The organism is Paenibacillus sp. CF095 (genome assembly GCF_900101225.1).
GTDB lineage: Bacteria > Bacillota > Bacilli > Paenibacillales > Paenibacillaceae > Paenibacillus.
On the sequence record NZ_FMZN01000001.1, the window covers coordinates 3,951,572 to 3,964,214 of the forward strand.

At 49.3% G+C, this 12,643-nt stretch carries 15 protein-coding genes; 1 reads left to right on the forward strand and 14 read right to left on the reverse strand.

Going from position 1 to position 12,643, the window contains the following annotated elements; genetic code table 11:
• Window position 1: 1 nt before the first annotated feature.
• From BLS69_RS17525 to BLS69_RS17590, 14 genes are all read right to left on the reverse strand, one after another.
• Window positions 2-646, reverse strand: a complete 645-nt coding sequence (locus tag BLS69_RS17525) for a hypothetical protein (protein WP_091033903.1) — start codon at window positions 644-646, stop codon at window positions 2-4.
• On the reverse strand, window positions 647-1,300 hold the full coding sequence (locus BLS69_RS17530; protein ID WP_091033906.1) for a phage tail protein: 654 nt from the start codon (window positions 1,298-1,300) through the stop codon (window positions 647-649).
• Entirely contained in the window at window positions 1,300-1,890 is a 591-nt protein-coding gene (locus tag BLS69_RS17535; RefSeq protein ID WP_091033908.1) for a YmfQ family protein, read from the reverse strand. Before BLS69_RS17535 ends, BLS69_RS17530 begins: the two co-directional genes overlap by 1 nt.
• Window positions 1,891-2,027: 137 nt before the next feature.
• Window positions 2,028-3,167 carry a baseplate J/gp47 family protein gene (locus BLS69_RS17540; RefSeq protein ID WP_091033911.1) on the reverse strand — a complete coding sequence of 380 codons (1,140 nt, stop codon included), beginning with the start codon at window positions 3,165-3,167 and terminating at the stop codon, window positions 2,028-2,030.
• 4 nt (window positions 3,168-3,171) lie between these two features.
• On the reverse strand, window positions 3,172-3,627 hold the full coding sequence (locus BLS69_RS17545; protein WP_091033914.1) for a DUF2634 domain-containing protein: 456 nt from the start codon (window positions 3,625-3,627) through the stop codon (window positions 3,172-3,174).
• Window positions 3,620-4,030, reverse strand: coding sequence for a hypothetical protein (locus BLS69_RS17550; protein ID WP_076331924.1), 411 nt, complete (start codon window positions 4,028-4,030; stop codon window positions 3,620-3,622). The genes BLS69_RS17545 and BLS69_RS17550 overlap by 8 nt, the downstream gene beginning before the upstream one ends.
• Window positions 4,023-5,009, reverse strand: a complete 987-nt coding sequence (locus tag BLS69_RS17555) for an XkdQ/YqbQ family protein (RefSeq protein WP_091033917.1) — start codon at window positions 5,007-5,009, stop codon at window positions 4,023-4,025. Before BLS69_RS17555 ends, BLS69_RS17550 begins: the two co-directional genes overlap by 8 nt.
• Window positions 5,006-5,638 (reverse strand): LysM peptidoglycan-binding domain-containing protein, encoded by a 633-nt coding sequence (locus tag BLS69_RS17560; protein WP_091035116.1) that lies wholly within the window; start codon window positions 5,636-5,638, stop codon window positions 5,006-5,008. Before BLS69_RS17560 ends, BLS69_RS17555 begins: the two co-directional genes overlap by 4 nt.
• A 56-nt stretch (window positions 5,639-5,694) precedes the next feature.
• Window positions 5,695-7,437 carry a hypothetical protein gene (locus tag BLS69_RS17565; RefSeq protein WP_091033919.1) on the reverse strand — a complete coding sequence of 581 codons (1,743 nt, stop codon included), beginning with the start codon at window positions 7,435-7,437 and terminating at the stop codon, window positions 5,695-5,697.
• Window positions 7,438-7,619: 182 nt separating this feature from the next.
• Window positions 7,620-8,054, reverse strand: coding sequence for a phage tail assembly chaperone (locus tag BLS69_RS17570; RefSeq protein WP_017690174.1), 435 nt, complete (start codon window positions 8,052-8,054; stop codon window positions 7,620-7,622).
• A 173-nt stretch (window positions 8,055-8,227) separates the two neighbouring features.
• Window positions 8,228-8,635, reverse strand: coding sequence for a phage tail tube protein (locus BLS69_RS17575; RefSeq protein ID WP_036611426.1), 408 nt, complete (start codon window positions 8,633-8,635; stop codon window positions 8,228-8,230).
• 245 nt (window positions 8,636-8,880) lie between these two features.
• The gene (locus BLS69_RS17580) at window positions 8,881-10,344 is read right to left on the reverse strand and encodes a phage tail sheath subtilisin-like domain-containing protein (RefSeq protein WP_091033922.1); all 1,464 of its coding nucleotides are present in this window, start codon (window positions 10,342-10,344) and stop codon (window positions 8,881-8,883) included.
• Window positions 10,344-10,544: a YqzN/YkzM domain-containing protein gene (locus BLS69_RS17585; protein WP_091033924.1), complete on the reverse strand. Its 201-nt coding sequence runs from the start codon at window positions 10,542-10,544 to the stop codon at window positions 10,344-10,346. The genes BLS69_RS17580 and BLS69_RS17585 overlap by 1 nt, the downstream gene beginning before the upstream one ends.
• Before the next feature lie 392 nt (window positions 10,545-10,936).
• On the reverse strand, window positions 10,937-11,860 hold the full coding sequence (locus tag BLS69_RS17590) for a hypothetical protein (protein WP_143023590.1): 924 nt from the start codon (window positions 11,858-11,860) through the stop codon (window positions 10,937-10,939).
• A 437-nt stretch (window positions 11,861-12,297) separates the two neighbouring features.
• Here BLS69_RS17590 and BLS69_RS17595 point away from each other — a divergent pair, with 437 nt between their 5' ends.
• Entirely contained in the window at window positions 12,298-12,642 is a 345-nt protein-coding gene (locus BLS69_RS17595) for a YfjL-like protein (RefSeq protein ID WP_091033929.1), read from the forward strand.
• The last annotated feature ends 1 nt before the right edge of the window (window position 12,643 follow it).

Consider the following 12,643-nt stretch of genomic DNA (forward strand, 5'->3'; position numbering starts at 1 on the left):
ATTACACATCCTTTGTTACAACATGGACCACAAGTTGTTGATTAGATGCTACTTGTGTAACGATTAACGTCTCGTTACTATCAATTACTGCATCCATGAACGGAACAATGATTGTTTGATACGGCAAGATTTTATAGAACGTTGCCAGGTCATTGTTGAAGGTGTATCCGCTCGAATAATCTCCGACCATAATCCGCACTTCCGGTGTTTCCCCGGACAAATTACAAATGACCATAGATTTAAGGATTCTCTTTTTTCCTGGACTTGAAAAAACTTTGTACGTGTTGTTTGTGAATTGTCTCGAAACCCTCAACCCCAAACCGCTCAATAATCCGTCTGTTTCGATTCCGCTTATACGCATGGTTACATTATTCACCAATCCGCTGTCGCATCTCACTTGTATTGTTTCTCCAGGCAAAACAACTTGGTCAACTACCGGAATTACTAAAGAACCAGAACCGGGGATAGTAGCAGCCCAAGTGATAGGGTAATTTCCACTGTAAATGGTGAACTTCATCGGACCGCTATTATTATTGGATACAATGATTGACTTGATAGTGAAGACCTTGCCTACCTTGCCTGTATAGACGGTGGTTAAACTAGTGGTTAGTCCCCCGGCGAATGCTACGACTGGTGTTCCCTTCATCTATAACGCCCCCCATAGGTTAGATTCATCCACATAAGCTACTATTGCGTTGTAGTCATCCACATCAAGAACTCGTTCGAACGGTTGCCATGATATGTTGCTGTCACGTTTGTTACGCTTGTAATGCTTGTTGTTAGTCTGATTAGCCGGATCGGTGCCAGAATACATCTCTGTATATGTCTGATAGCCCCCTGTGCCTACCTTTACAGTTTCGACATACCCAAAAGATTCGTTTGCCCCCGTTGCTGTCTTCCAAGCCAACCCTTGCCCACCTGCACCTCCACCAACATAAAATACAGATATCCCCTCAGGGTATAATGTAATTGCTGCCTCAGGTGTAGCAAAGTTATTGACAAGCTTAATAGCGTTTTGTTTCTCATTTGCCAAATCATAAGCTTGCTTAATTGCATTTGGTGTGGCGGCTTTATCTGTCGAAGTATCATTAATTGCATCGGATAGTTGAACCTTACCTTTTACCGTAAGGGATGCATCCGGGATATCCATCTCACTCATCAATTGGCGTAAAACTTCGACTTCATCATGTGTCGCCACACCTGCGTCAATCTTTTCAAAAATCCCGTTAATACTCTCCCGAGTCACATTCTCATTCCCCAAGGGAAGAGGTAATTTTAGTCGATCTGTTTCCTGTGGCATTACGCCCACACCTCCAGTTCATTCCACGTCAGTGACGCGGCGTCGAGTTCATCCCATGTCTTCTGCTTCTTGTCCAAATCGTCCCAGATCAGATAGCGATACTCATATTCCACGGCCATATGAGCCGGTTTCAGTTCTTCAATCGCCCGTTTGAGATCATCGATATTGGGCGGGATGCCCATCGTATCCACAAAGCTCACCGTAAAACTCCATGCTTCCGGCTGAAAAGTTACATCCACTTTGCCCCCTGCATACGCCTCAGCCACATTTGCAACCAGTCTCCCCGAAAACTTTCCGGCACCACGCAGCTTCGACTCCACTACGGCACGCCTCTGTTCCACAGGTTTGAGACGATCCGTCTCAATGCCAAGCTCTTCTTCCCAGAAGTCTAGCCCCCACGTCGCTGTACGGACAAAAAACTGCTCTAACGTCTCATCCAACGCCTGGTACAGCAGATCCATCTCAGTGCCTTTGGCCTGCATATCGGCTTGCATTACACGAGAAGTCTCATAATACCTGGGCAAATACGAGAACAGCTCTCGCCCTTTCTCACTCGTCAGTCCAACATCTACAGTAGAAGGAGCACTCATGCCCTGTCCCCTCCCTTCCTTGCACATCATCATGGAGCGTCTCGCTCACCAAATCCAACCCAGATTGGCGTATTTCTCCCAATCTTCCTTGCTCTCCGAACTCCCTAACTACTTCCTCATCCACCATCTGCCCAACACTACTCATACACATCCACCGTCCCCAGTACGGCTACCTGACTCGCGGTCATCTCAATATTCTGGTCGCTCACACCATTCACGGTAAGCTCCGAATAGTCGATAATGGGCGGAATATCCAACAAGATCGCGGCAATACGGGTGTAACGCACGAGCGGATCGGCAAAAGCCAACTGTTTCAGATACGCGGTCACCCCGCGTTCGATCAATGCTCGCACATCAGCCAACGTTGCATCACTTGCGAGCGTCAGCTTTACCTGAATATTCATCGGCACTTCCTCAGCTGGCATCACGGACACCACTGGCCCCGCCGGCGCAACACCTTCGCCCTGTCCATCCTGCGTTGGATCGACATACTTCTGCACAGCTGCCACCAGATCGGTACCCGCAGCACGTTTGTCCGTATCCAGCAGATACAATCCCACCGTGCCTGGCCCCTGCCATAACGGAATCACACGCGTTGCACCAACACCCGGCACTTCACTGGCCCATTGTACATATTGCGATTTGTTGCCGCTTGTCCCCTGATTGCGCACTTTGGCATAAAAGCGTTCCAGCAGCGCCGTATCGGCCTCAATATCTGCACCGCCTTTAATCACCTCAACGTTCGTGACAGAAGTCACGCCACTTACAGGTGTAGACAACACAGTTACCGTGCCCGCAGGCACATTGCTCTCTTTTCCAGCAACAAGCGCTCGCACGCCTGCCACCCCAAAGCCCTCTGCATCCAGTTCCACTCGGCCCACCGTCTCATATTCGAGCGAAGCTTCTGCAGATACTTCATCCGCGAGCGTAGCCACGACCGTTCCAGCAGGCACCACTTTCCCCGGCGTACCCATGAACCTCACCGAACCTTGTGCCGCCACCGCAGCCCGCCGTGTGATGCCGTGCTCTCCTGCCCGTAGATCCAGCTCTTCCGAACGAAAATTCGGATCACTACTCGCAGCAGTACTCGCAAACCCTCGCCGAAGTAATTCCTGCGCCCACAAAGCCGCTTCAGACAGCATAAACGCAACCGGAGCCTCCGCATCCCACAGAAACGATCCTTCCGACTTATCCAGATCCGCGGGCAGACGATCCAGCATGCGCTGCATAATCTGTTCCTCCGTCTGGTCCTCCAAATAACGCGGAATTTCAGCCATCCCGTCAGATCACCTCACTTTCCAGAATAAACATCTCTTCCTGTACACTCGCCACCCGGCACGAGAACATGCACTGCTCCCGATTCCAATCAAACGTGAACTGGTCTACCGAATCCGTGCGTGGATCAGTCAGCAACGTCTCCGTTACCATCCGGGTAATCTCACTTTCCATCACACCCCGACTGTCGCCCTGCCCCACCAGATCCTCCAGCTCCGAACCATAGTTCCGGGAATAGATCACATGTCTGTAACGTGGAGTTTTCACGGCCTTAATGCACCACTGTACCCAGGCTTCATGCCCACCAGCCGCAGCGACTTTACCACTTGGGGTCAGTACAAAATCCCCTGCATCGTAATCGAATCGCCAGCTCCGTCCAAAGCGTACCTCATCCGAAGCCGCCCCCGACAGATCCTCCTCATCTCCCCAGACCACACCCGTTTCCGGAAACAAACTAGGCATGCGCACTCACCACCTTACACAGCACCACAATGTCGTTACCGCCATTCACCCGCATCGCCAGTACGCGATCTCCCGCTTTTAATCCTTTACCAAGAGACCACACCGCTTCTTCCACTTCCTCTTCTTGCAAAAGAAACCGTCCCGTGCCCGTCGTTCCGCCGTTTGCCACGTCAGAGATACCGGAAATCGCGCCAGCAGCCTCGCGCTCCGGCAGTCCAAGCGTGCCCGGCAGCTCGGCCACGAGATAATCTTGCACTTCGTGCTTGAAATCATCCAACTTCACGCCGGATGAGGTCATCGTACCCAGTACCGCGCCCAGCCCGCTCACGGCCTGACGAGAATGTGTACTCATCGCGCCCCGCATGACGTCGGCAAAATGCCCATACGGATCATCTTTATTCAAGGTAATACCTCCTTTTCACCATCTCAGCTGTACCCAGTTCCAACGTCATCGTTCCAGGCCCAGCGGACAGATCACGGCTGACCGACATGACGATTAGCTTCAGTCCTTTCAACAACACTGCATCCCCGGCGCGAATCGTATTCACATCCGGTGCGGATATCGTAAAGGTCTCCTGAATACCCGTCAGATGACTTTTCGCCAGTTTCTTCGCGGCAGTTGCTGTTTTGACCTGATCGTCCTCGACCAGTTTTTGCAATGTACCCAGTTCTTCCACATTATCCTGCTCAATCGCGAGCACTTTGGAAGGAACTTCTTTGCCATTTCCAGACTCCGACGCTGCCATCACTTTAACTTTGGTAACCGCCCCTTCGAGCGTACGCATCTGGGTCAGATCAATTAGTCGATCAAGTTCATACACCTTTGCATTACTTCCGACCTTGAAGAGCTGCAGCCCACCGGGTGTCATCCGTGGATGATACATGTCCCCACCGGACTTCGCCGTTTCCTTCAGGTCAGCAAAGATCATCGAAAAAATCGTCTGTGACCGATACACGGCTTTGCCCAGCTTTGTCTTGGTATCCGGCAGTGAAGCGTATGGAATCTTCCACTCTTTGGCGTAGGTTTTAAGCCGCTGTGTAGCCGTCTGATCCTTCGGCAATAGGAACTCGTCCTCCGATTTTTCCAGATAGATCATCCGGTCGTATACCGTGAGAGACAGCCGCTTGGTGCCGCTGTTCGAGCTTTCCACCTCCCATATGACCGCAGGATGCAGCAAGTGAACCATAGATTTTTCGCCAAAAGGAACCCCGCTAATCCGCACCGCCATACCCGGTGAGATCGAAGGCAGTCCGGAAGACGCAGACACTGCCAGCCGGATGTTGGCCTGATAAGCAATCTGGTCGAGCGAGTCCTTCAGTGTAATCGTCTCCACCAGCTTGGTGATGTCATATTTGTCGTCGACAATGACCTTGTAGGTCATGGCATCACCAGCTTTTGTCCGGGCTTGATCCGGTTCGGATCACTCCCGATGATCTTTGCGTTAAGCTTGTAGATCTCGTTCCATTTGGAACTGCTGCCCAGCTCCAGCTTTGCTATTTTGGACAGGGAGTCACCAGATTTGACAGTGTAGGTCTTGCTAGTTTTTTTCAAATCGGTACGAGAACCTGACTTGCTCCCGGATGCCGCAGAGCCCACCTTTTCCACCTTGGAATCCCGCCATGTGCGTAGGGTCAGGTCGAAATAAATATCCCCTGTCTCCCCCCCACGAAAGCTCGAATTAAGCGAAACAATAAAAACAGGCACGTTCACGCCCGTCTCTGAAATGATGAGGCGCAGCGGCTTTTTGGAGATCAGAAAGGTGTTCAGCACATTCATCGCCACACGTGGATCTAGAAAAGATTTTTCATCCATGCAATAGGACGGATCAAATCTTTTGGGAAAAAAAGAAGAGAAGGTGATCTCCTTCACCTTCTCCCCTTGTGCAAAATCAAACTCGCCATGCTCCAACATATTGACCGTTTCATATCCCTTAGACCTGGAAATATTAACTTCTTCAGGGTTCACTGGGAATTGAAATGGAGTGTTGCCGTCCTTCAACGTAAATGACATTTTGTTAGGACCAACTTTATCTTCAAGTACTGACATATCTGCGGCCTCCTTTCTGCTTAGGCCATAATTGTTTTGCGGTTTTGCATCGCACGGCGGAACTCGTTAGAGATCCGTTGCCCCACCTGGTGAGAAACTGCGTCATAATCAATGGCGTTCTCACGCACCGTCACCTGTACTGTACCTGGCGCGATATTCACTGCAATCTGATTGGTAGTTTCGGTTTTGAAATCCTTCAAGTATCCGGACAGACTGCTCATCTGGTCTTCAGATATCTGTACCGTCATCGTGGACGATTTCCCATTCGTCTGCGCACCGTTACCAAGCGCCATCGCTTGGCTCTGCATCATGCTTGTTCCCATGAATCCAGCAGATGTAGGCTGACCGACTTTGCTGTTCATATAAGCCGTTGGGCCTGTCATGGTCAGTGCCGGTGGCATATAGGCAGGTGCCATCTGCGTGCCTGTTGCAACTGGAGAAGGTGCAGCCACCGTTGCTGCCGAGACCATCTTTTCTTCTTTTTTAGAACCAAATCCAAAGAAGCCGGATATGCCATCGGTGATTTTTTTTGTTTTCTCAGAGACATAATCGGCTGCACCCGACAAAGCATCCCCTACACCCTCGGTAGCACTAGACATAAAGTTTCCAATATCCTTCGCTTTGTCTCCAATCCAGCCGCCTGCTGCACTTCCGGCCCAACCACCTACTGCACCACCAACCCATGTTCCGATGCCAGGCAAAAGAACGCTACCGATGGCGCTACCAATCGCAGTACCTGCTGTGCCGCCAATCATGGAACCCACCGCTCGGCCGCGCTCTTCCGGGGGTGCTGTCGCTACATTCGCCACATCAGCAAGCATGCTGATGGGTCCAAGCAACCTTTTTGCCCCTTTGGCAAAGCCACTACTTAAATTATCCATCAATCCATTACCAGCCAGCATGTCGGTTAAAGATCCCAATCCACCATCCGCAAATCCTAATCTACCGCTTCCTCGTATTCTTCTACCGCCTCCCCTGTTACGGTTGCGATTGGCCGGAGGAGTTGGAGTATCAGGTACAGGATTGGGTACTGGTGATGGGCCCCGGTTCGAACGATTACTAGACCTTCTACCACTTCGGTAATTTCGTCTTCCACGATCTGATCCACCACCATCCGCATTCGGTGAACGAACTCTACGGTTTTTGCCCATCTTTCCACCTGTGCAACAGCAGCATTTGGATGCTGGACTTCTGGTTGGATCTGATGCAGGATTTTCTTCTTTTTTCTTTTTGAATTTATCAAATATTCCCTTAACGTTATTAAATACATCAAACAAACTATTAATCTTGTCGGCAGGGTCAAAAATCCATTTATCCCACCAACTCTTAGGATCTTCTTCCTTCGTAGCATTAGTGATATTTTTGTTATTTTGAATCACGACAGCCATAGTAGGACCCGAAGCTCCTCCTTTGCCCATCGCCACTTCGATCTTCTGCCGAACCTCAAGGGATACTGTTCCGGAAGCCGTAACCATCTGGTCCCTGAAACTATTCAGTTTCGCCCATGCGCGATCCAGTGCAGGACTGAGCTTATCAATCAACCCAATCGTCGGTGTAATTCGCAGCCTGCTGATTCGCACAGCCATGCTATAAATATGCTCCAACCTGCGTCCGGTCGTTCTCAGCTCATTGTTCACCTTAATCAGACTCTGATAACGAACTCTGCCCAAACGTTCCGTTGAGCGCTGGATCTGATCCAGGTATCGAAGGGTTGTCCGCATTTCCGCATTGGATTTAGATAGACCTACAATCATTTCTGCCATTTTTTCACCTCCTACCCTACATCGTTATCGATTCATTTGCGAGGTTATCGCTGACATCTCCTCTTCCGAGAACGCAATTAACAGCGAGCGCTCCCCGCGTGGTAAAGACCAGAACTCTCCGGGCCGGAGATGATGACGCACCCACATGTGATACAGGAACGTGGTCATCCCGCCGGAGTGAATCAGTTTTTTAGGTCTTCAATCTCCACACCAAAGCCGGACAGCTCCAGCACTTTATCACCTACAGCATCCAATTCACCAGCCAGCAACATACGACGTACTGCCTGTTCGCCACCGGACAACTTCATGCGGCCGGTAATGCGTGTGTCACCCCAGCCGGACAATTCCAGGCTGCGGACTTTCAATTTCACCGTTGCTTCGGAAATGAGCAGCGCGTTAAACGTTTCGGTGTCCACCTTTTCCTCGGTGCGGCCTTTGGTCGTTTTACGAATCGTACAGCGTTCGCGAATGTGATCCACTTTGGAAGACGTCAGTCCACGCAAGGTCAACAACAGATCCAGACGCTGAATCCGCACATTCTCCTCTGGCAAACGTTCTGCTGCTTCAAACAACTGATCCAAAATCTGTTCTTCGGACATATTTTCATTCATACTCATTGGACGTTATCTCCTTCTTATTTCACAAATGGGTTCATCTATGCCATCTTCCAAGCCTGTAGAGACAACAAAGAGACCGAGATCATCTCGGCCTGCATTGGTGTCCATATTATTATGAGGTAACTATGCAATCACATTGAGCAACCAGCTCAATCACGTGCCTATTTCAAAGCTTAGTTCGCCACAATCGGATTCAGCAATTCAAATCCTTCAAACGTAAAGCCCGTTTCTTCCGGTACTTCCTCACCCGCTGTCCAGTTGGCAAGCTGAATTTTGTCCACCATGCAACCTCTCAGCAATACACTCTCATGTCCATACGATTCAGGGTCGTTCAGCTTGGAAATAATCTCGAATTTGGTGAAGCCACGCTGGATCATATCCGAAGTGACTTTGTAGCCGGTCATCGTGCCTGTTCCTTTTTTCGCGCCATTTTTGTGCACCTTCCAGTCGTTACCGACCAGGTTCAGCTCACGCTTTTCAATCTCCACACTCGCTTCCAACTTGTTAATGTTTGTCTGCCACACACCATCGATATGCAACTGACCATGGGTACCTAGAATTACTCTTGACGCATCCAACATATATTTTCCTCCTTGGGTTCGTTGAACTAATAAATATTACACGGTATAACTCCGCAGTCAGAACAATCTTCCGATCGCTGTTATCCCCAGATTTTTTTGATTCCTTTTCATAAAGGGAAAATCCGTGGATAAAGGCGAGCGCTTCGCTTCTTCAGATTTTTTCTGCCCTCTACGTTATCGTATAAACCATCAGTTCAACGTATAGTAATTATTTTAGAAAAACAGTTCTTCCCTTCCACACAACCTTATTGCACGTAAAATGTACCAAACAACTGCTCCATCACATCCGTCAGCTTTACATTCCATTGCAGGAATACCTGATCCGCTTCCGGTTTGAGAACTGGTGCAGCACCGTAATACGCCGGGTCAAGAATGACATCATAACCGTCGGCTTCAATCACATTGCTCTGTGCTAGCAGCGCCAAATAGGCCTTCATGGCACTAATCAGTGCCTGACGACCCTCTTCGGTATTGTTCACTTTACCGATATACGTATCTTCCGCAGAACGTTGCAAATCCGTGTTAATGGCGTCCAACACACGAATGGAACGGATTTTTTTCCACGCATTATTCTGTCCAGCGACTGGCGTTACCAGTGTGTTTACACCGCGAAGTGCCTTCACCTGACGACCATCATGGAAGAAAATAAATACGCCATTCTGTACCGCCTGTTCCTGTTCTGCACGCGTCCAGCGACGTGTCACATCATCGAACGGAGTAGCTGCATAGGTTGTGGATTGGTTCAGACGTTGTCCGGCAATCAGTCCTGCAACATAAGCGGACGTTTCTGCCGAGCTGTAGAATGCATCCCCAAGGCGCACGCCTGTACCGACATTAATCACACCTTCATGGTTCAGCGCAAGCGAACGTGCTGCCGCTTTTTGTGCTGCTGTAGCAGAGGTATCATCCGCTGCGGAACCGCCGAATACAGCCACCACCGGTTTGCCTTCACTACGTACACGTTTCACCCATGCTGCAAAGCTTGCAAGCAGAGGTGCATCTGCCGTCTGATCCAAAGCCAAGACGTCGAATTGCTCCCCTTCCAGCGCACCCTGTACTGCAATGTACTCCGCATTGGTCAGGTCATCGTTGCCACTTACGCCGCCTTTGAATGCCGCACCCGCAACGGTAGCAACCACGCCAGTACCATCGCCAATCGCCTGAGCCGTTACCCAGACATTTTGTTCATCCGCGTTAATCGCTTTTGCCAGAGAAGCTGCTGTAATATCCGCTGTCAGGAGGGCATACAACATCCGGTTACCTTCAAAAAGTCGCACTTCATGTTTCGTATTATCAATCACACCTGGCTGGATGGTGACGTAAAATCCGTTCGCACGATCCCCCGGATACTTCGCATCCAGTTGCAGCACATTGGCATCACTGCTGTCCTTCAAAGTAAGCGTAGCTGCTTTGGCCGCAGCACTTGCTACCCGATAAGCGAGCAGCTTCTTCGGCCCACCCAACAGGGCAAGCTTCAAGGACGTATAAGCCGTACCGTTGTCCAGCACATTCGCTGCATAAATGCGTTCAATCGCCGCTTCGCTACCTACTTCAATAAAAGTCCCCACCGGACCCCAGTTGGCCTTGATTGGCACAACGACCGTTCCCCGCGTACCCGCTTGAATGGCCGAGGATGCTGCCGCCTGAAAATTCATATATAAGCCCGGAAGGACCGGACGATTCGTTTGCTCCCAAGTTCCACCTGCCATTATCCCTTCACCTTCGCTTTCATAAATTGGTTAATTCGTTCCTGCGTTTCTTCTATGGAAAACGTCTCTTGCGCCGCTTCGTACAGCGCACCGTACAGCACCTCTGCCTTAACGGCAAAGAGGGCTTCTGCATGATTCATCAGTTCTGCCCGTGTATACCGCGGGGCTGTCTGTTTGCTTTTTTTCACTGAGTTTGCCATTGCCATCTCACCTCATTTGTTGGACTACTAATTTCGTGAATCGATGATCTTTAAGCTTGATCTATTAATTTTTGATCCTATGAATATGAAGCTATAATATTGAAGCTACATCTATCATCTCAAAGCTATAATCTGGAACCACTCTTAAAAGTGCACGTTCAAAAAGATCGGTTTTCAGTACCGAGAAGATGGGATGAAGTTAGAAATGGAGTAGCAGAGCGTAGGCAAAACTACGTGAGCAACTACATGTTTCAGAAGGAAACAATCATCGTAAGCATATGCTTTTTCGGCTGAATTCCATATTCGATGCTGATGATGCCGTTAGGCATCCTTTGTAATCAAAAGCGGGCTTTTTGAACAACCTCTAATAGAAGGTTCCTCTCAATTAACGTTTACTCCATGCCTTTGCTATGGTGAATCTCACGAATCAAAGGTACATTCGTACCCGGACGACGAATCCGCTGTTGCAACGTCAGGCGAATCTGACCGTTCAGATAGGCATCTGCCTGTAAATCTGCCGTGACTTCATCCACTGTTATATATCGCGTGTTACCTTCCTGCTCTTCGCCACCCGTTTCATTGACGGCGAGACGAGCTTGGACCGCAAGTTGCTCTACCAACCGAGTAACGGTCTGGCGTGTTAACACCGAATGATCGGTGAGCACATGCCCAATCCACTGTTGTCGAACCTCCAATGCCGAAGTGCCCGCCACAGACGTGCTGCATCCGGCCAATCGCCATAACACAGATGGCATCTCATATCCTCCAGGCCAGACCTCACCATATACCGACCAGTTCGAGCCAAGCTCTTGCTGTGTCCAGTCTTGAAGCGCAGCTAGCCACGCGTCACCTGTTTCAGCGAGGACAGCTCCCGAGTCTTTGGGAACATACACCCCGAACCGCAGACTGCGCGTAAGCATACCAGACCCGGCATCCACCCGGTCAATATCTGAAGAACCCAGATAGATACAGGTGAATGCCCCATCTGCTTCATCCACCAGCCTTACCTGGTGTAACCCTTCGATTAGAAGGGCTGACCATGCTTCCACTTGTTCAGCGCCTCCATCTTCCGGACGAGCGTATGGTGAGATTTTGATGATCCGTCGATATCCCGCCCAAGCAGACTTCGGCACTTCTTCGGCAAACGCAACCACTGCACAAGGCCCGGTTAACACTGCGCCTGACGCAGGTACATCCAGTACATGACCGTCCCAATCTGGAACAAGTACCGAGAGTTTCTGTTTCAGCGTTTTTTTAATGAGCGTACTCATTTTACTGGTACTCACGGTAGTGCTAATTTCATTTCTCATAGACACATTCATTTCGCCCCCTTTGGCTGCAAGTTTGAGATCTGCCCACACCGTGCAGCGACAATGAAGCAGCTGCAGTAGACTCCCCCTTTTAACTCAGAGTCTGTATTGCTATCGAACCAATACCGGGACTATATTCACCGCATCAAAAAGACCGGCCACCTGGCCGGTCTGTACATTAGCGTATGTGCTTTCGGTGCGTCCCTTGTTATTGATCCGATAATACAATCTTACACTCTTTCATTCCTAGCGCGGATGGTGTTCCGTACGACTTCGGTGCGATTAAGGGTGTTGTTCGGGTGGAAAAAAGACGATTCTGGAATCATCATTTTAACGAACAAATCATTAAGCATTAAGTTCAATAAATTGATAAATTTATCCAAATATATTAATATTTCATTATCAAATTCATTGTGGCTTAAGTAAAAGAAGGAGAAATAACTATGAGTAAAAAATTCAAGATTACTTCACTTGCTGTCTTAGCATTTATACTCGGGATATCCTGCTGGGCTTACTTCGGACTGCTTGGTAATCCGCTCAAGAAAAATGATGCTGAACAACAGGTAACCACTTACCTGATTAAACAGAAAGGTTACTCACCCGAACAGCTTATCGATGTACAAGGTACTTACTCCTCAAAAAGTTCTGAAGCACCTTACGGTGCCTCAGTAACATTCGCGGATGAACTCGAAGCGAAGTACCAATATATCATTTTTAACAACGGCGAGATTAAGCAGTACAGTCATACCAGTGATGATCCCAAACATGAGGAGCCCATGGTGAGATAAA

Coding starts and splice junctions, on each gene's coding strand:
- BLS69_RS17535 (WP_091033908.1), bottom strand. CDS start 1,890: ATGAGTGCTCCTTCTACTGTAGATGTTGGACTGACGAGTGAGAAAGGG.
- BLS69_RS17525 (WP_091033903.1), bottom strand. CDS start 646: ATGAAGGGAACACCAGTCGTAGCATTCGCCGGGGGACTAACCACTAGT.
- BLS69_RS17555 (WP_091033917.1), bottom strand. CDS start 5,009: ATGACCTACAAGGTCATTGTCGACGACAAATATGACATCACCAAGCTG.
- BLS69_RS17545 (WP_091033914.1), bottom strand. CDS start 3,627: ATGCCTAGTTTGTTTCCGGAAACGGGTGTGGTCTGGGGAGATGAGGAG.
- BLS69_RS17585 (WP_091033924.1), bottom strand. CDS start 10,544: ATGGCAAACTCAGTGAAAAAAAGCAAACAGACAGCCCCGCGGTATACA.
- BLS69_RS17565 (WP_091033919.1), bottom strand. CDS start 7,437: ATGGCAGAAATGATTGTAGGTCTATCTAAATCCAATGCGGAAATGCGG.
- BLS69_RS17540 (WP_091033911.1), bottom strand. CDS start 3,167: ATGGCTGAAATTCCGCGTTATTTGGAGGACCAGACGGAGGAACAGATT.
- BLS69_RS17580 (WP_091033922.1), bottom strand. CDS start 10,344: ATGGCAGGTGGAACTTGGGAGCAAACGAATCGTCCGGTCCTTCCGGGC.
- BLS69_RS17595 (WP_091033929.1), top strand. CDS start 12,298: ATGAGTAAAAAATTCAAGATTACTTCACTTGCTGTCTTAGCATTTATA.
- BLS69_RS17560 (WP_091035116.1), bottom strand. CDS start 5,638: ATGTCATTTACGTTGAAGGACGGCAACACTCCATTTCAATTCCCAGTG.
- BLS69_RS17575 (WP_036611426.1), bottom strand. CDS start 8,635: ATGTTGGATGCGTCAAGAGTAATTCTAGGTACCCATGGTCAGTTGCAT.
- BLS69_RS17530 (WP_091033906.1), bottom strand. CDS start 1,300: ATGCCACAGGAAACAGATCGACTAAAATTACCTCTTCCCTTGGGGAAT.
- BLS69_RS17570 (WP_017690174.1), bottom strand. CDS start 8,054: ATGAGTATGAATGAAAATATGTCCGAAGAACAGATTTTGGATCAGTTG.